Here is an 18,119-nt window from a genome sequence, read left to right as displayed (position 1 = left end):
TTACAGCCATGACTTTTTCCCTTCTCCCACAAAGGGAGAAGGGAAAAAGTCATGGCTGTAAGAGGAAAAAGGTTAAGGCTGTAAGACGCACCTACAAAAACACTCAATTCTGTACCAATGTTCCTTCATCTTCTCCCAAAACAATCCTTAAAATGGCATTGGGTTTATTGATATTAAAGACACGTAGAGTCATACCGTGGTCACGGCACTGGCAAAATGAGGCCAAATCCATCACTGCTAATTCTTTTTCTAGAACTTCTTTGTACGTTAAACGATGGTAAAGCATAGCCGTTTTGTCCTTCATAGGATCAGCGGTATATACACCATCAACTTGCGTGGCTTTGAGAATGATATCCGCCTCGATTTCTATCCCTCTTAGGCTAGCGGCGGAATCTGTAGTCACCAAGGGATTCCCAGTACCCCCAGCAAATAGGACAACTCGACCTTTTTGTAAATGGTGGATAGCTTTACGTCTATCATAGTGATCGACAACCCCTGACATGGGAATAGCGGATAAAATCCGCGTCGATAGATTTGCACGTTCAAAAGCATCGCGCAGCGCCAACGCATTCATTAAGGTCGCCAGCATACCCATATAATCACTGGTAATACGCCCTATTCCCGCCTTGGTCAGTGTTGTACCTCTGAATAAGTTGCCGCCGCCAATGACAATGCCCATCTGCACCCCAAGCTTAACCACCTGGGATATTTCTTTAGCCATGCGATCTAAAACAGCAGAATCAATGCTATGCTGGGTTTGCCCTAAAAGCGCTTCCCCACTCATTTTTAATAAAACACGTCGATATACCGGCTCTTCTACTTCAGCCATCAAGTGCCTCCACCGATTTGTGCTTTCACTGCTTCAGCAAAGTCTTCCACGGGTTTTTCAATTCCTTCACCTACTTCAAAGCGGGCAAAGGCAGTTACATTCGCTTTATGCTCTTTTAATAGAGTGCCTACTGTTTTGGAAGGCTCCTTCACAAAAGGCTGTCCTAATAAGCTGACTTCATTTAAGAATTTACTGATCCTTCCTGCCACCATTTTTTCTACAATTTCGGGAGGTTTACCACTTTCAGCAGTTTGAGCAATAAAAATTTCTTTTTCTTTAGCGATGAGTTCGGCAGAGACATCTTTAGGATCAATGGTCGAAGGATTGGCCGCAGCGATATGCATTGCGACATCTTTTGCCAACTCTACCTGTCCTGCATCCAAAGCGACTATGACACCAATGCGGCCACCGTGAGTATAACCACCCATTCTTCCCGTCGCATTTATCAAGGCCACACGACGGATTTGGATATTTTCACCCAGCTTGCTAATTAATTCCTGTCGTGCTTGTTCGACAGTCTGGGAATTACCGGAGCTCAAAGGTGTGTTAGCCAGGGTGTTGATATCCGTGATTTTGTTCGCCAAGACAGAGTGGGCAACTGCGACAGCAAATTCTTTGAAACTGGTATCGCGGCCAACAAAATCTGTTTCACAGTTAATTTCCACCATTGCTGCTGACAGGCCATCGGTGCTGAGTTTGATTTCTATAATACCTTCTGCAGTAACACGTCCCGCTTTTTTAGCAGCCTTTGCCACACCCGCCTTGCGCATAGCTTCTATGGCAGCCTCCACATCACCATTAGCTTCTTGCAAAGCTTTTTTACATTCCATCATCCCTGCGCCGGTTCTCTCGCGCAGTTCTTTTACTTGGTTTGCTGTAATCGTCATGTTTTTCCTCGTTGCAAATCTCTCATGAATTGGCGACAGTAGGCAAAAGCCGCCACATCATTAAGCTTGGATAATATTCAGTTACAATTTTATATAGCTTCTGTAATTCTTGTTGAATCAGGATCGGATTGCTCACACGCCTTACCCTATTACTCTCCATCCGCTTTTTTTGCTGCCGGCTTACGAACAACGGGTTTTTTGCTTCCTTCGGCTTCTTTGTGCGCAGCAAGTTTTTTATCTGAATCTGTAGATTTTGCCGCAGTTTTTGCAGGTTTATTGGGTTCTGAAGATTTTTCTGAACTTCCTTGTACTTCTGCTTCTACTGCAACCTCACCTGCTTCCCCCCCAATAGATTTTGGCGCAGCCTTTTTAATGACCTGCTTTTGTTTACCTGACTTACCACCTTCAGCCTCTTCACTTCCAGTTTCTTTGATTTGAGCCGCCATGGTTTCTGCTAGATTCTGCTTGGCTGACAATACAATATCGGCTACACCCTGGCAATAAAGCCTAATGGCGCGCATAGAGTCGTCATTACCTGGAATAACATGATCGATGTCTTCGGGGTTGTAGTTAGTATCAACGACACCAATCACTGGAATCCCAAGACGTTTGGCTTCAGCTACCGCTGTTTTTTCATGACCGACATCAATGACAAATAATGCATCGGGAAGGCCACCCATATCTTTAATACCGCTTAAGCTGACTTCCAGTTTTTTAAGTTCACGCAGTAACATTAACCCTTCTTTTTTGGTCAACTGTTCAAAACTGCCATCATCACGCATGGTTTCTAAATCTTTCAACCGTCTGATAGACTGACGGATAGTTTTATAATTGGTCAACATCCCGCCCAACCAACGGCGATCCACAAAGGGCATACCGCAACGGGATGCTTCTTCGCGGACAATTTCCTGTGCGGCGGGTTTGGTACCTACAAATAAGATTTTGCCGCGATTGGCGGTCAATCGTCCGATAAAATCGAGTGCTTCACGATATAAAGGCAGGGTATGTTCTAAGTTAATAATATGAATTTGATGGCGGACTCCAAAGATAAAAGGAGCCATTTTAGGATTCCAGAAGCGTTTTTGATGTCCAAAGTGGACGCCTGCTTCCAATAATTGGCGCATAGTAATATCAGTCATAGTTTTCTCCAGGGTTAAGCCTCCACATACCCCATGGTTTAATCCTTCTTTAAGGACACCCAAACCATGTGACGATATGTGTGTGGATTTTATGGATAACTTGTATAGCTACCCAGGTTAGTTACAATGCTATTCAGCACATTGTTAGAAGTAACACAAACGGCCAGACTTTTCCAAGGTCGTCCTTAAAAATTTTTAAAAAAGCGCAGCATACACGAAGTATGTGAGCATTTTTTAAAAATTTTTAAGGGCGAGATTGTGGAACCCATCCATGTGCTCCGCCCTTCGGGCCGCTAAAGCGTCCAAATTCGTTCCCGACGAATTTGTGGGAAAATATGGCCGTTTCAATCCTGTGCTAAATAATAATATTTGCTCTTTGAGCCGCAGCTTTATACCATAGATAGGCCTATATTCACAATGAGTGCTTAGAGAAATATGTCCGTTTCCATTAAAACCCCAGAAGAAATCGCAAAAATGCGTGTCGCCGGACGGCTGGCAGGTGAGGTATTAACCATGATAGGGCCTTATGTCCAAGCCGGCATCACGACTGAAGAGCTGGATAAAATTTGCCATGATTATATTGTTAATGTACAGCAGGCAATCCCTGCGCCCCTAAATTATCGCGGCTTTCCTAAGTCAATCTGCACTTCTGTTAATCATGTCATTTGCCATGGCATTCCAGGCAATAAAAAACTCAAAGATGGGGATATTATTAATATTGACGTCACGGTAATTAAAGATGGCTATCACGGCGACACCAGCAAAATGTTTTGCGTTGGTCAAGCTTCCATATTGGCGCAGCGCCTGGTTAAAGTCACGCAAGAATGTCTTTACCTTGGCATAGCGCTGGTCAAGCCTGGCACGCAGCTCGGAGATATTGGCGCTGCAATCCAGAAACATGCTGAAGCTCAGCATTTTAGTGTAGTACGTGAATTTTGTGGGCATGGCATAGGAAAAATTTTTCATGAAGACCCACAAGTATTGCATTATGGAACCAAAGGGACGGGCATGGCTTTGCAGGCCGGCATGACCTTTACCATAGAACCGATGATTAACGCCGGTAAACGCTTTAGTAAAGTATTGCCTGATGGCTGGACTGCAGTGACGAAAGATCATTCGCTTTCAGCACAATGGGAGCATACTCTGCTGGTGACTGAAACCGGCTGCGAGGTATTGACGTTAAGGGAAGAAGAGCAAATTCCTGTGACTTGATTAAATTTAAGGAACAATTCCAGATTTGTCATTCCCGCCTTCGCGGGACAGGTTTTTTATTTCTCTGAAATGAGCCTACACAGGATAAGCACTACAACACCTGCCGCCAAGCCACCTCCTGTCTTTGCGAAATTTTATCAGGGCACTCAACTTCTCCAGCCACAGGAATCAATAAAATACTTTCCAGTTCACTTTTAGCTGTGGCATATGTTCCTGTTGCATTAATTTGGTAATAAATAACCCCGCAAGCAGATTCCGGCCGTCTTTTAAATTGATAGAGAGACTGCTGGCCTGCATCTCCCTGCCCTTCTGTTTCATTACCTTGAATTGCTATCTCTCCTGCCACCAACGCACTCTGTGCATTTTGTAGTGCTTGTGCATCATCAGTTAGATGCGAAGCAATTTTTATCTGTACTAATCCCACTTCAAAAGCACTACATACCAATAATGTGATGACTGACAAATAAAGTAATGCCATGACTAAAACCATCCCTTGCTGAAATTGCATATTCATAACTTTTCCCGCAAGGCGATATAGGTATGCCACTCTCTATGCAAGTATCGATCAGCGGGCATGGTTTCACCTGCAAATTGGTAGGATTCCGCTTTTGTCAGCACTGGCTCTTCTGAACTCACTAATAATGAGATATCTACCGCACGTACCTGACGCCAATCTTTTATTTTATCTGCGGATTCGTATCCGGCAATATTTTTGCCATCCATTGTCATGAGACCATAACTGATTTTCATGCGTTCAAGATTGGCCGCTAATTCACGTTTCACACCATCAATCGGCATTTCGTAGAATGAAACAATGGTTTTACCTAATTTATTTTTGCGCGTGGTAGTACTGATAAAATATGCATATTGATTGTAGCGCTGTTTACCATTTTCTAAATAACAGCCTCCAACAATTACACTATCCGTACCTTTAACGACCTTCCCCTGTAAAATTGCTGGCAAATTATTCTCATAACCTATAATAGCAGATTCTGGCTTAACAAAAGGCGGCTGAGACTCACACCCTGCATATCCTGCCATCCGTAAATGTTGATTCAAAAAATAAACTGCATAATGGCCATTTTCTTGTAAATTGATAATAGCCTGTTGCATAGTAAAGGTTCGTTTACCGGCTAAACCTATTTGAATCAATCCAGCCATCAAAAATAATCCCAGGGCACAAGCCAACATAACTTCAACCAAAGTGATTCCCTGCTGCCTGAAATGAAATGTTTCTAAAAAAAGCTTCAATATTCACCTATTCTCAAAGAAAGACTAGCTTGTTGAAGTTTTCCAAATTCCCACTTTAAAGTAACTTTGCAGGTATTATTGTTACAATGGTAACTACCCACCCCCTTAGGTAATAAACGGGCATTAATAACATTCCAGCTTATCAGTTCTCTATCACGCGCGGTCACCGCATGATTAGCACGCAATCGATCGGACATTGCTGCCAATTGCACCACTGCTAGACTTTGCTGATAAGATTCTTCAGCATTACGCAGTGTGGTTAATTGCATGCCAACTATTCCAATTAAACTCATGGAGATAATTAGCAGGGCAACTAAAATTTCAATCAACGCAAATCCTTTCATAGGCTAGTTTTATCATTGTTTTTTTTCTTAGGCTATACCGTAATTTTTCCGTAACTATTCACCACAGGACTGAAACGGCCATATTTTCCCAATCTCACCCCTAAAAATTAGGAAAAATGCTCACATACTCTGTGTATGCTGCGCTTTTTCCTAATTTTTTAGGGGAAACCTTGGAAAAATCTGACCGTTTTGCGCTACTTCAAGCAATGTGCTGAATAGTTACATTTTTCCTAGCTATACTCGAAGCGTTTGAGATTTAGGTGTTAGAGTCGTTCAGTTTTTGTTGAGATTTATTCGATCTGATTGAGCAAAAGTGCAGGAATACCCATTCTATTTCAAGCTTTTGCGTATGTGCTAGATGGCGATGTTGAACAGGTGATAGCATAGGAAATAAAGGTGATATTTCTGCTGGAGACATCCAATGGGTAACGGCGGATCACGGCATTATTCGGACTTTTGTTAAGGGGGGGGCATGGCTGTCATTCCTTCCCTTATTGGAAAGAACAACAGGTGCTTTTTGACATTTATCCTGAATGGCTATCAGGCGGAACAGCTGTCATCCTGGTACGCCCATCCACTTGAACATGATTGATATTGGCTTCATATGCCTCAGGCGTTGCTATCTCCACTATCTCAAGACGAGAATTTTTGCTGCGACCCGCTTCAGTCGCGTTAGAAGCGATGGGAGCAAGCTGACCTATGCCACGCGCCACTAAACGTCTGCCATCAACCCCATAGTGCATGATAAGTGCAGCAACGACGGCTTGCGCCCTGCGTTGTGATAATCTCAGGTTATAATCCAACATCCCTAAATTATCAGTATGTATGGTAACAAATACCCTAAGATCAGGGTTAGACTGCATTACTTTAGCGATCTCCACCAGCTGTGGGATCGATTCAGGCTTAATGCCAGGTTTATTCTCGGCAAATAACACACTATAAAGCACTGCATGTCCTTCTTTGGTTAAATCCTGGGTAATTTGATTGGCATTTCGTGTGGTTGGCAGCATCTCCTGGAGGTTATGGTCAACATCTGTCACAGGCGGTGCGGTTATGCTCTGTATAGCAGCAGGTTGCGTTGCAAATGCCGGTGATAAAGCCATACACATCAGTGACAAACAGCATAAGAACATTATTGGACGAGTCATCGGTTTGATTCCTTTCATTGGGGTAACTATCAGCCAACCCAGTTCCCAAGGCTGTCTGTATGAATCTGGCGGTTTTATGCTTATTCAAACCATGTGCTGATTAATTACCAATGGGTTATACTGATTCGGCTCTAAATAACAACAATCCTTATGTTAAACCTTAAGCCTTATGAAAATACTGCCAGAATCAACAATCTTTTTCAATCTGAAACTCTCAAACAACCCATAGCCATCGGAACTGCAATGCACGAACATGAAATAGCATTTATACAAGATCTTGCCATCATAATGGCCACTGCGGGCTTCATCACCATTATATTCCATAAAATTAAGCAACCCATTGTGCTCGGATATATCATTGCCGGGGCAATCATTGGACCTTATACACCCACAGTAATTTTTATCAACGACCTAGACACCATCCAGATATTCTCACAGCTAGGTGTGATCTTTTTAATGTTTTCATTAGGGCTGGAATTTAATCTGCGCAAGCTGATGAAAGTGGGACTTCCTGCTTTAGTAGCTGCAGTATTAGAAATACTAGTCATGATTTGGATTGGGTATAAAATCGGTGGTTTTTTCCACTGGAGTAGTGTTGATTCACTATTTCTTGGGGCAATGATCGCCATTTCTTCAACTACTATTATTGCCAAAACATTATCTGAACTTTCTTTGACTAAAGAGCATTTCGCCCAACTTATTTTTGGAATATTGATTATCGAAGATATTCTGGCCATCGCTATTTTAGCCATACTCAGCAGTATCGGCACCAGCGAGGCGTTCGGACTATCACATATCGCACTGACCTTAGGCAAATTATTATTATTTTTAACTGTATCACTGAGCATAGGCATTTTAATCGTACCGCGTTTTTTATCTTATGTAGCTAAATTAGGAGGTGAAGAAACATTACTTATTACAGTATTAGGTTTATTTTTTGGATTTTCCCTGCTAGTAGTTAAATTACACTACAGCATCGTGTTGGGTGCTTTTATTATCGGCGCGATAATCGCTGAATCTAGGCAAATTAACGCAATAGAACGTTTGATTGGGCCTCTGCGTGACATGTTCAGCGCAGTATTTTTTGTTACCATCGGACTTTTGTTTGACCCTCACGTGGTGGTGCAATATGCACTACCCATTATTGTCATCACTATTGCAGTTGTCTTTGGCAAAGTGCTCACCTGTAGTTTTGGTGTATTTATTACCGGTCAAGGTGAAAGAACTGGACTACGTGTCGGCATGGGGTTAGCACAAATTGGTGAGTTCTCTTTCATTATCGCAGCCTTGGGATTATCGCTCAATGTCACCTCCAAATTTCTGTACCCTATTGCAGTTTCCGTATCAGCTGTCACTACATTGCTAACACCTTATCTCATTAAGTTAGCTGACCCTTCGGCTAATATGTTAAAAAAAATATTGCCCAGAAATGTGACTTATGTGATGAGAGTTTATACCCTCTGGCTTCATGCTATTCAAAGTAATCGACAAAGATCTGAAATTAAATATGCGGTGCAGAAAAGCCTAATCACCATATTGATTAATCTAGCTTTAGTTGGCGCCATTTTTATTTGTACCTCTTACTTGCAAAAACCCCTAACAGAATTGATTTTTTCAAAATTAAACATTGAACTAACCAAAACAATTCTTTGGAGTACTGCTTTAATATTCTCATTACCGTTTTTGATTGCCATTTACAGAAAGCTGCAAGCATTGAGTATGATTTTAGCAGAGTTTAGTATTAGACGGCATGTCGTTGGACGTTTTACCAACAATGCCCGCAAAGTTATCTCCGAAACAATTCCTGTTTTCTCAATGGTCATTATCTTGCTATTTATGCTTGTGCTAAGTTCAGATATTTTACCGAGAATAGAATTATTGTTTGTGATTATTGCTTGTGGAATTATTGTCGCCCTATTGCTTTGGAATTGGTTTGTAAAATTTCACTCACGACTGCAAATCAGTTTAATGGAAACAATGAAGAAGAAAGATAAGCACTCTCCACAAGATTAATTTACGTCGTTGACAAAAAAATATATACTCTGATGCCCAAATTCTAATCGCTTTGAGTATACCGTAACTGGAGTCAAATAATGTTAGGTCAAGTACAGCTTAGAAAACAAATTGCTATTCGGTTAAAACAAGCACGAAAAAATACCGGTTTTAATTCAGCAGAAGATTTCTGTCGCGAAAATGATTTATCACTTGAAGAATATCCTAAGCATGAGGATGGGAGCATAGCACTTAGAGCATCCCAAGCGGTACAATATTGTAAGTTACTTAAGGTATCTTTGCACTGGCTAATGTTTGGAGAAGCACAAATAAAACCTAAAAAAAGGGGCAAACGTCGCATAGATAAACCTAGAAAATCAAGCGTATCTATCAAAAAACGTAGAGTTTCTCGTAAAGTATCCTCTCAGCACTGAAGAGTTTCTTTCTCCTCTTTGAAAAAAGGTGAATGCAACGCTAATCAGTAAACTCAAAAGTCTTCATAATATTAGTCAATGATGGATAGGAATTCTCTATCGACATCAATTGCTTTAATTCTTTCGCTTGGGTTTCATCCTGCGGTTCACTACCCGTTTTTAACTGTTCAATCGCAAAACATTGATCTTTATGAATAACGCGATAACTAACACCATTTAAGTATTGCATCATCGCTTGATCTGAAAACTTCATTACATGAAAAGTAATCCCATTAATTTCAGCGGTAGTATCGGTTCCCACAAAACAATTTTTTAAAGCGATGGGGTCATGACTAACTCCAATACGTAACTCCACTGCATAATAAAGACCAGGTTTATTGATCCCAACCTTAACGATAGGAATACTCAATAAAGGTTTTCCAATACCTGCATCACGGTCAAACTCAACCCGCCAATTATCAGACGCTAAATAATGACCGTGGAAGGTTTTTTCAATTCGCAAGTCATTTGGATAACGGATGATAAAGCCGTAGGTTGGGTTTTCATAAGTAACCCAGTTGGCCTTATCCAACCATTTAGAAGAAATATTTGTATTATCAGCAGTGTCTAATGCATTGCCTGTCACTATCCACATCAACATAATAAAAAACAGCCAGGGGAATCGTTTCATGATTTTCTCGGTAAAATTATTATTTTTGATACTGTCATCCCTCGCTTATGACTCAGGATGACAGCTGCGCTTGCTCCAACAAACTTTCTAAGTTTTTGGTAGTAGATGTAAGCATATCCATCGCTTTGAGTGTTTCTTGTCTGAGAGTTACGTCCAGATGAGATATGAATTCTTCCCAATGCTGTTTTCTATTTTTTATACTTTCTTTTAGATCACGTAACTTAAAAATAATATCACTGACCTCTTCTGGATCGCTTTTAGAGGTCACTAATATCTTAACTTTATCTTTCAAATAATTAATTTCTTTTGACAGTTCTTCTATATTGTCAATGATTTCGTTTTTAAGTGGATTAATTTTCATCGGATTTAAAGATGTTTCCGGCTCATAAACGACCCCTTCTATGTTTTTCAATATATTTGCCATAACAATCTCCTTCTTTCTCTATTAAATTATAGCAAAGTATATGAGAATTTGGTAAGGGGGATCCGGTGTTTTACTTATCTTAATTAAAATCATATACTTATATCTTAAGGGGAAACTAACCACAGGGAGCCGTGCTCATACACCCTCTAGGGGTTAGCAATGAAAAATAGCCGGATACTTATAACTGCTTTAATTGGATTAATAAGCCTCAGCGCCAGCGCCGAAAATCCGTTGAAATTGGAAATCACCGGCATCACAGGGGCAGCTGAAAAAAATATTGAATCACAGTTAGATGTCGCCTCTATTCTTGACCATTCTCAAGAAAACATCGCACAGTTTTATACAGAAGCACCCAACGAAATCCAAACCGCATTACAGCCATTCGGTTATTTTAAAGCCAACATAAAACCCACAGGTCTGGTCTATAAAAATAATCAATGGATCATGAAATTTCATGTGACTCCTGGACCTCGATTGCTCATTAGTGATTTAGATATTAAAATTTCAGGTGACGCCGCCAATGATCTAATGTTCAAAAAAATTCTCGCCAATTTCCCAGTACGCCGTAATCAGGCATTCTCGATAAACCGCTATCATGATGCAAAAAAAAACCTGCTAAATACTGCCTTAGCTCAAGGCTATTTTGATGCGAAAATAACTACTCAGCAAATTATTATCAACTTGCAACAATATACTGCGCGTATCGTACTGCATTTTGATTCCGGTATCCATTATAAATTTGGCGACATTTTTTTCAATGATAATCCTTATGCTAGCAATTTTCTAAAACGTTATGCTCCGTTTACTAGCAACGAATATTATAGTGCCGCTAAAATACAAGATTTCCAACAAGCCTTAAGCAGCAGTGATTATTTTAAAGAAGTCATGATTGATCCCGATGAAGAACATAAAACTGCAACTACCGTCCCTATCAATGTACATGTGATGCCATTGCCCGCTAAGCAATACAGCCTTGGCTTAGGATACGGCACTGATACGGGACCACGTGCACTGGTTAATTATGAATTAAGACGCATCACGCCTTATGGACAACGTTTTAAAGCCCAGCTTGAAGCATCACCGATATTGACTAATCTGCAAGCCAATTACTATATTCCTGGAAAAAATCCTGCCACTGAAAAATATGTCTTCACCGCTGCGACGCAGCAAGAATTTTTTCCCTTAGGTAAAGGTAATCTGGCAAAAATTGCTGCAAGTTATGTCAGCACCATGAACAAATGGCAGAGAATTATCTCCTTAACCTTACAACGTGAAAATTGGACACTGCAAAATCAGCCTTATCAGACACAATACATGCTGATACCCAGCATTAACTGGCAAAGAACTTCTCAAGATAATCCGCTGCATCCATCACGCGGTTACCGAATTAATTTCGGTGCACTTGCCAGCCCAGGCATATTCGGCAGTGCTGCTTTTGTGCAAACACAATTCAACGCCAAAGCGATTTACCCCATTCTTGAAAAAAATCGTCTGGTCACCCGCATCAATTTAGGTTACACCGCTATTAATCATATCAACCAAATGCCACTGTCTTTACAATTTTTAGCAGGTGGTAGCGATAGTATTCGCGGCTACAAATTTAATTCGATTGGTCCTGGTTCTAAACTGGCTGTAGGTAGCGTGGAATATCGTCAACATATCAAGGGTGACTGGTATGGGGCTGCATTTTTCGATGCTGGAAATGTCAGTAATGGTATTTTAAATAAAGTAAATAAAGGAGTGGGTCTAGGTGCTTTGTGGCAATCCCCCGTAGGTACGTTAGCGCTAACTTTAGCCAAGGCACTGGATCTACCAGGACAACCACTAGCCGTTCAATTTAGCATGGGGGCTGATTTATGATATCCCTAGTTCGCAGAGTTTTTTATAGTTTATTATTATTGCTGTCGGCTATCTTAGCCAGTGCTTTTCTACTGATTGCAACTGAAACTGGAAGTAGATTCACTTTGCATATGCTTGCCAGATTTGGTTTGGTTCCCGTTACATTTGAAAATTTAAAAGGTAATTTAATTCATTCTGTGACATTAACCAAAGCCTCTTATAAAACCTCTTCCGTCAATGTAACTTGCGATTATTTAACGCTTAAATGGCAACCATTAGCTTTATTGCATAAAAAACTACTATTAGATAAGTTAGCAGCACAACACGCAGTCATCATCATTGATGATAAATCTCCGCAGTCCAAAACTCATAGCCCCGGGTTCTCATTGCCTTTTCCAATACAGATTCATCAGCTGGATTTAAAAGATATCGCTGTGACCTCAGGCACCACGCACATACGAATCAAAAGTCTAACTGGAAAAATCCGCATCGACCAAGAAATCGCTGCTGATCTCAACGCCAATTGGCTCTCTCCACTTGAAATCACGACACATTTTAGTATTAACGGGAAATTCGATGATTATCAATGGCAACTCAAGTTAAAAAATTCTATTTCCGATTGGACGTTACATGGCAGCGGTAATCAACAGTCAATCCACTTAATTACCGACCAAAGTCAATTACTCGGGGGTCAACTGGCGGGTTCAGCTAATATACAATGGCTGCCCAATTTAAGTTGGAATTTATCTCTCAAAGCGAATGCGGTGAATTTCAACGCGATTGCAGCAGATTTACCGCAAAGCTCAAGTTTTGTCGTAAATAGTACAGGTAATCATCATGGATTTAATTTATCCTTAACCAGCCTGCAAGGTAAATTCAAAAATTTTCCTCTGAGTGGTTATTTGAAATTAAATGGCAACAAAATGTCCGCAACTGCTGCTGAGATGGCGGAATTACCAGACTATTTACAAGCAATGAATTTTAATTTAGATACACAGCTAAAATTAGGCAACGCCAATGTAAACATACAAGGCAGCCTCACGCAGCGCTGGAATTTACAATTTAATTTATCCGCAGATGAATTGCATAAACTGCTGCCAACATTACACGGCGGCCTTAAATTACAAGGCGCACTCACCGGCAAAGCTTCCCAACCACAATTAAACGCCAAAGCTTCATTTAAACAGTTCAAAATCTCATCCATGTCCAATGCACAACTTTCGGGTGATTTTATTATGCAATCTTCACTCACATCACCCAATCCATCCTGTAGTTTATTTAATTCGGATTATAGTAAGTGTATGCTGTCATTATTGATCAAATTCAAAGAGAGCCAGCTAACCTACCCTATCAACAACAAAAAAATAATCTTCCCTATGGGGGGAACTTTGGCTCTTAATTATGATACATCGGGATTAAATTCCCAGCTGGAATTATTGTTATATGGAAAAAAATTACTGACGCTACAGTTACTACTGCCAAAATATAAATTAATATTCCCCTTGCCACCCACGCAGCAAGTAACAGGAAACTTGTCGGTCAATACCGATCAAAGTCAGTTAAAAAATATTCTCCCTACAAATATTCAAGCGCTAAACACTTTACTCACTGCTAAATTACAAGTAAATGGCACTGTCGATCAGCCTAAAATTCAAGGTTTAATTCACCTCAAAAGCGATACCATTCATGTGCCTAAATTAGCCATTAAACTTTTCGGATTACAGACTGAAATTGCTATTAACAATCAAATCATCAATTATTCTGGCGCAGTAAAATCAGGCACCGGCAGCTTGCACTTACAAGGAAAAAGTCTATTAACCGATCATGGCCTAGACTCCAATATGACTGTTAACGGAACACAATTCCAACTGATTAATCTGCCCAAAATGAATGTTATTGTTTCTCCACAATTAAATATTTTAAGTGATATTAATGGCTGGCGTATTACTGGAAATATATTGATTCCTACTGCGCACATTAAACAAAATGCTATTAATCAAGCCGTCACATTACCATCTGAAACCATAATCATTGATAGTAACGGACAACTGCAACAGAGCCAGGGTCTACCCGTAGCAGCACAGGTTATGTTAAAACTCGGCAATAATGTGCAAATTGACAGTCAAGGTCTCAAAGGGAACTTAGTTGGCAACGTAGAGGTAATCGATGACTCACAAGGTAATACGATCGCAACCGGCACACTGAATCTAATCAATGCCAATTATAATCTACAGGGAGAAAAACTTGCGATTACCAAGGGTAATATTATCTTCATCAACAGTCCTATCGACAATCCACAACTGGATGTGCGCGCTGCTAAAAAAATTAATTATAATTCTCAAGAACAGATTTTTTCTCATGAAGAAAACTTAACAGTCGGCATTTCCGTCAAGGGTACCGCAGAAGACCCTAAAATAACTTTATTTTCTGACCCTAGCGGTTGGTCGCAAGCCGATATTTTATCCTTAATTTTATTAGGCCAACCCGCCAGTCAAGCTTCTGGTTCAGAAGTACAATTATTGGCACGCACAGCACAAGCTTTGACTACCAAAAACGGCGTTGGTATAAACTCAGTGACGCAACAGGTACAACGATTTTTTGGCTTGAGTGAATTAGGACTCAATTCAGAAGTAAACAGTTTGTCGGGCAATTATTCACAAGGCACTTCGTTAGTAGTCGGAAAATCCATTTCTCCACGATTGAATTTGAGTTATAGCTTGAATGTGTTTAATTCAATTAATACCTTACGTATACGTTATTTGTTGAGTAAACATTGGTTTATACAAACAGAGTCTAATACCCTGGGGAGTGGGGCGGATATTATTTATACCGTGGGCAAGTAGCATAAATCATCCGAGACATTTTCTGTGAGTTAAAGCATGCGATAGAACCTATATCTATGATCGCAGCTGCCTTGGACCAATTTGGATGTGCTAAAACGATATTTGCTGCATTAAACTTTTATGATAATGTTTTATCAGTATTCTACTACGCTAGGTTTAAAACTCTTCAGGTTTTTTCCCACGCAAAGCCTTAGTACGCGCATGCACTTTTTTTTGTGTAATGCGTTTTTGAATAGATGAAGTTGTCGGTTGGGTGGGCTTACGTTTCCGAGGTATCACCATAGCTTTGCTAATGATCTTATGCAACCTCTCTAAAGCATCTTGTTTGTTACGCTCCTGCGTGCGATAACGGCTCGCCTTGATAATTAAATCTCCCTTTAGGGTCAATTTTTTGCCTAATAGTTTTATTAGACGGGCTTTGACTGCCTCAGATAATGCTGAAGAGGCATGAATGTTAAAGCGTAACTGCACAGCCGTCGCTAATTTATTGACATTTTGACCACCCGGCCCAGGCGCACGGACAGCGGTTATTTTTATTTCTGCTGGATCTAGCGTAAAATTTGACATAAATTTATCGCGAAAAGTAATCTCAATAGTTAACCAATGAACACAAACCCATTTAAACCCGCCTGGTGGTTAAGGAACCGGCATCTACAAACAATTTGGCCAACATTATTCCGGCGTCGCATAAAAAATCTACCGCTTTGGCGCGAACGCATTGAACTGCCTGATGGAGATTTTATTGACCTGGATTGGACTGGCCATCCCAAAGCTCCCTTAGTGCTGATTCTACATGGGCTAGAAGGGTCTATATTCTCCCCTTATGCCAGAGGCATGCTGCAAGCATTGCATCATCACGGCTGGTGCGGTGTTTTTATGCACTTTCGTGGCTGTAGTGGCGAAGACAATCGTTTATTACGAGCATACCATGCCGGAGATACTGAAGATATTGCCTATATCCTAAAAATTTTACAGCAAAGATCTTCTGGGTTACCTATGGCCGCTATAGGTTTTTCTTTAGGCGGTAATATTTTATTAAAGTGGTTAGGACAAACCCAGGAAAAAAATTTGTTAAGCGCTGCCGTCGCCATCTCAGTACCATTTGATCTGCATAAATCTGTGCAAACGATCACGACAGGTTTTAGCAAAATCTATGAAAAGTATATATTAAATTGTTTATGCAAAAAAACTCGACGCAAGCTACAATCACAGATTAATACACGGCAATTCCCTAAAATCTCAAGCTTAAAAACCTTGTATGATTTTGATAATCAAGTCACTGCACCACTGCATGGATTCAATGATGCCATGGAATATTATGCCCTCTCAAGCTGCCGTCAATATTTAAGTAATATCCAAGTGCCTACCTTATTATTGCAGGCAAAAGATGATCCATTTGTCACCCCTGATTCATTGCCACAACCGCATGAGCTTGCAAGTGCTATTCAGTTTGAACTAACAGCCAAAGGCGGACATGTTGGATTTGTTAGTGGTGAGTTGTGGAAGGTGCGTTATTGGCTGGAAGAACGCGTGCCACAGTTTTTAAGTCAGTATTTATGAATTTTTTAAGGGTGCTAAGGGAGCTTAAAGAGGCTCTGCTCTGTACAAAAAAACTCCCATTTCCTTCTCCCGTCTGTGACCGAAGGGAATCCCCTTGTGGGATGGGAGTTTTTTCGCACTCTAAAGAGAAGGCTCTACCACTATTCAAACTTCTTAAATCTCCCTTTCAAGGAGAACTCTTACGCAGCTTCCCACAAAGCAATATGCGCTCCCGTAGGATCTAAAATCACCGCAAGACGACCAAACTCACCTGCAGTTTTTGGCGGCACCACCAAAGTAGCGCCTAATTTTTGTCCTTTTTCAACGGCCTGTTCTAATTTGGCCACACTGACATAACTCATCCAATGAGGTGGAATCTGGTTTTCTTTGCCTTGGGGAATTTGCAACAAACCGCCAATACTCTTATCTCCAGACTTAAACAGGGTGTATACCATATCACCCATGTCATGGTCTTCGTTTTCCCAACCAAATAATGCTTTATAAAATTCTTTAGCTCTTGGAACATCTGAAGTCATCAGTTCGTTCCAGCAAAACTCGCTATTTTGTGGTTTATTGCCCATACTTACACTCCTTTTTTACAGTTGTCATCCTATCTATGGCTGTCACCCCGAGCATGGTAAAGGATAACAGCTGAATAAAATCAGTCAGGATTACGCCGCCGATGCCATATAACCGGCGCCGCACATAACAATTCCTGTTCATATAACATTGGTTTAGCCACTATGGTTGTAGGATTTGTGCACATCAACTCATAGTAACCAGGAAACTGGCTTCCTTTAATCCTGCGTAGCAACATTTCATTGTTACCAATCTGCACTATACAATCCATACCGATCAAAGCTGAAATAGCCTCTTTGGAACGGCTAATGCCGGCGACATAATCACCCGGTTTATAATGTGGTGCCAAACCATCATCATTCACCTCAAAATCTATGCTGTTTTCATTCAATTTTTTGAATGCCAGCAATTCTTTCATGATGACCATATCTTCTGATAAATGATATTTTGCCGGCGTTTCATTCACTTCAAAAAAATGGGGGTTAGCTAACTGCGGATGGCTACCGCTGCCATATAAGAGCCAATCAATGGTACAGTAAATACCTTCACGCTGTAAGAGCGGTATAATGCGCTGCGCACCACGCTCAGTCAAACCACCTGCTTTGGCAGATTCCCAAGATTGAATCGTATTGGCACTGATACCGTATTTATCTTCAAATGCTTTACGGGTAAGACCTGCCATTTTACGCAGAATTTCCAAACGCTCACCACGCGCTTCGGAAATTGATCGGGTATCTTCAGGAACCAGGACGGTAGGAAAAGAATTCATGATACTTTAATCTCCTTAAGGAAATAGCTATGAACTTGAGGGGTTATTTCGTTCAGCCACCTTGACTGCTCCATAATTTGTATTGCAAAAGTAACTATTCAGCACCGCTTGAAGTAGCATAAACGGCCAGATTTTTTCCAAGCTCGCCCCTAAAAGTTTTTAGAGGCGAGCTTGGAAAAATCTGGCCGTTTCCATCTTATGTTAAATAGTTACTGGCAAA

At 40.7% G+C, this 18,119-nt stretch carries 17 protein-coding genes and 2 pseudogenes; 7 read left to right on the top strand and 12 right to left on the bottom strand.

From position 1 onward, the window contains the following. Positions 1–103: 103 nt before the first annotated feature. The 3 genes and pseudogenes from pyrH to rpsB form a co-directional block, all read right to left on the bottom strand. Positions 104–829, bottom strand: coding sequence for a UMP kinase (pyrH, locus tag VHE99_07660; protein HVV68887.1), 726 nt, complete (start codon positions 827–829; stop codon positions 104–106). Further along, positions 829–1,716 carry a translation elongation factor Ts gene (gene tsf / locus VHE99_07655; GenBank protein HVV68886.1) on the bottom strand — a complete coding sequence of 296 codons (888 nt, stop codon included), beginning with the start codon at positions 1,714–1,716 and terminating at the stop codon, positions 829–831. The genes pyrH and tsf overlap by 1 nt, the downstream gene beginning before the upstream one ends. Positions 1,717–2,174: 458 nt before the next feature. Continuing rightward, positions 2,175–2,855 (bottom strand): annotated as a pseudogene (gene rpsB, locus VHE99_07650) (30S ribosomal protein S2). Between the two features lie 435 nt (positions 2,856–3,290). Here rpsB and map point away from each other — a divergent pair. Continuing rightward, complete coding sequence (map, locus tag VHE99_07645) at positions 3,291–4,067, top strand: type I methionyl aminopeptidase (GenBank protein HVV68885.1); 777 nt, start codon at positions 3,291–3,293, stop codon at positions 4,065–4,067. A gap of 91 nt (positions 4,068–4,158) precedes the next feature. Here the strand turns inward: map and VHE99_07640 are convergent, their stop codons facing one another. Genes VHE99_07640 through VHE99_07630 form a run of 3 tightly spaced genes read right to left on the bottom strand, consistent with a single transcriptional unit; the run spans position 4,159 to position 5,587 of the window. Continuing rightward, entirely contained in the window at positions 4,159–4,581 is a 423-nt protein-coding gene (locus tag VHE99_07640) for a PilX N-terminal domain-containing pilus assembly protein (protein HVV68884.1), read from the bottom strand. Continuing rightward, positions 4,578–5,318 (bottom strand): PilW family protein, encoded by a 741-nt coding sequence (locus tag VHE99_07635; GenBank protein HVV68883.1) that lies wholly within the window; start codon positions 5,316–5,318, stop codon positions 4,578–4,580. Before VHE99_07635 ends, VHE99_07640 begins: the two co-directional genes overlap by 4 nt. After that, complete coding sequence (locus tag VHE99_07630) at positions 5,315–5,587, bottom strand: pilus assembly protein PilV (protein HVV68882.1); 273 nt, start codon at positions 5,585–5,587, stop codon at positions 5,315–5,317. The genes VHE99_07635 and VHE99_07630 overlap by 4 nt, the downstream gene beginning before the upstream one ends. A gap of 423 nt (positions 5,588–6,010) precedes the next feature. On the opposite strand from VHE99_07630, the pseudogene VHE99_07625 reads away from it, so the two are divergent. Then, a pseudogene (locus VHE99_07625) lies at positions 6,011–6,111 on the top strand (pirin family protein). A gap of 75 nt (positions 6,112–6,186) precedes the next feature. Here the strand turns inward: VHE99_07625 and VHE99_07620 are convergent. After that, positions 6,187–6,810, bottom strand: coding sequence for an OmpA family protein (locus VHE99_07620; protein HVV68881.1), 624 nt, complete (start codon positions 6,808–6,810; stop codon positions 6,187–6,189). 243 nt (positions 6,811–7,053) lie between these two features. On the opposite strand from VHE99_07620, the gene VHE99_07615 reads away from it, so the two are divergent. Together VHE99_07615 and VHE99_07610 are read left to right on the top strand one after the other, a co-directional pair. Next, positions 7,054–8,823 (top strand): cation:proton antiporter, encoded by a 1,770-nt coding sequence (locus VHE99_07615; protein HVV68880.1) that lies wholly within the window; start codon positions 7,054–7,056, stop codon positions 8,821–8,823. Positions 8,824–8,903: 80 nt separating this feature from the next. After that, positions 8,904–9,236 (top strand): hypothetical protein, encoded by a 333-nt coding sequence (locus VHE99_07610; protein HVV68879.1) that lies wholly within the window; start codon positions 8,904–8,906, stop codon positions 9,234–9,236. A 40-nt stretch (positions 9,237–9,276) separates the two neighbouring features. Here the strand turns inward: VHE99_07610 and VHE99_07605 are convergent, their stop codons facing one another. Together VHE99_07605 and VHE99_07600 are read right to left on the bottom strand one after the other, a co-directional pair. Next, entirely contained in the window at positions 9,277–9,906 is a 630-nt protein-coding gene (locus VHE99_07605; GenBank protein ID HVV68878.1) for a hypothetical protein, read from the bottom strand. A 52-nt stretch (positions 9,907–9,958) separates the two neighbouring features. Next, on the bottom strand, positions 9,959–10,330 hold the full coding sequence (locus tag VHE99_07600; GenBank protein ID HVV68877.1) for a hypothetical protein: 372 nt from the start codon (positions 10,328–10,330) through the stop codon (positions 9,959–9,961). Positions 10,331–10,489: 159 nt separating this feature from the next. Here VHE99_07600 and VHE99_07595 point away from each other — a divergent pair, with 159 nt between their 5' ends. Together VHE99_07595 and VHE99_07590 are read left to right on the top strand one after the other, a co-directional pair. Beyond that, entirely contained in the window at positions 10,490–12,190 is a 1,701-nt protein-coding gene (locus VHE99_07595; protein HVV68876.1) for a BamA/TamA family outer membrane protein, read from the top strand. Beyond that, positions 12,187–15,012 (top strand): translocation/assembly module TamB domain-containing protein, encoded by a 2,826-nt coding sequence (locus tag VHE99_07590; protein ID HVV68875.1) that lies wholly within the window; start codon positions 12,187–12,189, stop codon positions 15,010–15,012. Before VHE99_07595 ends, VHE99_07590 begins: the two co-directional genes overlap by 4 nt. A gap of 156 nt (positions 15,013–15,168) precedes the next feature. Here VHE99_07590 and arfB read toward each other — a convergent pair whose 3' ends face one another. After that, the gene (gene arfB / locus VHE99_07585) at positions 15,169–15,579 is read right to left on the bottom strand and encodes an alternative ribosome rescue aminoacyl-tRNA hydrolase ArfB (GenBank protein HVV68874.1); all 411 of its coding nucleotides are present in this window, start codon (positions 15,577–15,579) and stop codon (positions 15,169–15,171) included. 36 nt (positions 15,580–15,615) lie between these two features. On the opposite strand from arfB, the gene VHE99_07580 reads away from it, so the two are divergent. Then, the gene (locus tag VHE99_07580; protein HVV68873.1) at positions 15,616–16,572 is read left to right on the top strand and encodes a hydrolase; all 957 of its coding nucleotides are present in this window, start codon (positions 15,616–15,618) and stop codon (positions 16,570–16,572) included. Positions 16,573–16,751: 179 nt separating this feature from the next. On the opposite strand, the gene VHE99_07575 is transcribed toward VHE99_07580, so the two are convergent. Next, on the bottom strand, positions 16,752–17,132 hold the full coding sequence (locus VHE99_07575; protein ID HVV68872.1) for a VOC family protein: 381 nt from the start codon (positions 17,130–17,132) through the stop codon (positions 16,752–16,754). 80 nt (positions 17,133–17,212) lie between these two features. After that, positions 17,213–17,899 carry a helix-turn-helix transcriptional regulator gene (locus tag VHE99_07570; GenBank protein ID HVV68871.1) on the bottom strand — a complete coding sequence of 229 codons (687 nt, stop codon included), beginning with the start codon at positions 17,897–17,899 and terminating at the stop codon, positions 17,213–17,215. Between the last annotated feature and the right edge of the window lie 220 nt (positions 17,900–18,119).

The organism is Gammaproteobacteria bacterium (assembly GCA_035546635.1).
Taxonomy (GTDB): domain Bacteria; phylum Pseudomonadota; class Gammaproteobacteria; order JAURND01; family JAURND01; genus DASZWJ01.
The sequence above is the reverse complement of the archived record's forward strand: the minus strand, read 5'-3'. Positions and strand labels throughout refer to the sequence as shown.

What these genes read in the sequence shown, in the direction of transcription:
- pyrH (HVV68887.1), bottom strand. Translation starts at nt 829, where the DNA reads ATGGCTGAAGTAGAAGAGCCGGTATATCGACGTGTTTTATTAAAAATG.
- tsf (HVV68886.1), bottom strand. Translation starts at nt 1,716, where the DNA reads ATGACGATTACAGCAAACCAAGTAAAAGAACTGCGCGAGAGAACCGGC.
- map (HVV68885.1), top strand. Translation starts at nt 3,291, where the DNA reads ATGTCCGTTTCCATTAAAACCCCAGAAGAAATCGCAAAAATGCGTGTC.
- VHE99_07640 (HVV68884.1), bottom strand. Translation starts at nt 4,581, where the DNA reads ATGAATATGCAATTTCAGCAAGGGATGGTTTTAGTCATGGCATTACTT.
- VHE99_07630 (HVV68882.1), bottom strand. Translation starts at nt 5,587, where the DNA reads ATGCAATTAACCACACTGCGTAATGCTGAAGAATCTTATCAGCAAAGT.
- VHE99_07620 (HVV68881.1), bottom strand. Translation starts at nt 6,810, where the DNA reads ATGACTCGTCCAATAATGTTCTTATGCTGTTTGTCACTGATGTGTATG.
- VHE99_07615 (HVV68880.1), top strand. Translation starts at nt 7,054, where the DNA reads ATGCACGAACATGAAATAGCATTTATACAAGATCTTGCCATCATAATG.
- VHE99_07610 (HVV68879.1), top strand. Translation starts at nt 8,904, where the DNA reads ATGTTAGGTCAAGTACAGCTTAGAAAACAAATTGCTATTCGGTTAAAA.
- VHE99_07605 (HVV68878.1), bottom strand. Translation starts at nt 9,906, where the DNA reads ATGAAACGATTCCCCTGGCTGTTTTTTATTATGTTGATGTGGATAGTG.
- VHE99_07600 (HVV68877.1), bottom strand. Translation starts at nt 10,330, where the DNA reads ATGGCAAATATATTGAAAAACATAGAAGGGGTCGTTTATGAGCCGGAA.
- VHE99_07595 (HVV68876.1), top strand. Translation starts at nt 10,490, where the DNA reads ATGAAAAATAGCCGGATACTTATAACTGCTTTAATTGGATTAATAAGC.
- VHE99_07590 (HVV68875.1), top strand. Translation starts at nt 12,187, where the DNA reads ATGATATCCCTAGTTCGCAGAGTTTTTTATAGTTTATTATTATTGCTG.
- arfB (HVV68874.1), bottom strand. Translation starts at nt 15,579, where the DNA reads ATGTCAAATTTTACGCTAGATCCAGCAGAAATAAAAATAACCGCTGTC.
- VHE99_07580 (HVV68873.1), top strand. Translation starts at nt 15,616, where the DNA reads ATGAACACAAACCCATTTAAACCCGCCTGGTGGTTAAGGAACCGGCAT.
- VHE99_07575 (HVV68872.1), bottom strand. Translation starts at nt 17,132, where the DNA reads ATGGGCAATAAACCACAAAATAGCGAGTTTTGCTGGAACGAACTGATG.
- VHE99_07570 (HVV68871.1), bottom strand. Translation starts at nt 17,899, where the DNA reads ATGAATTCTTTTCCTACCGTCCTGGTTCCTGAAGATACCCGATCAATT.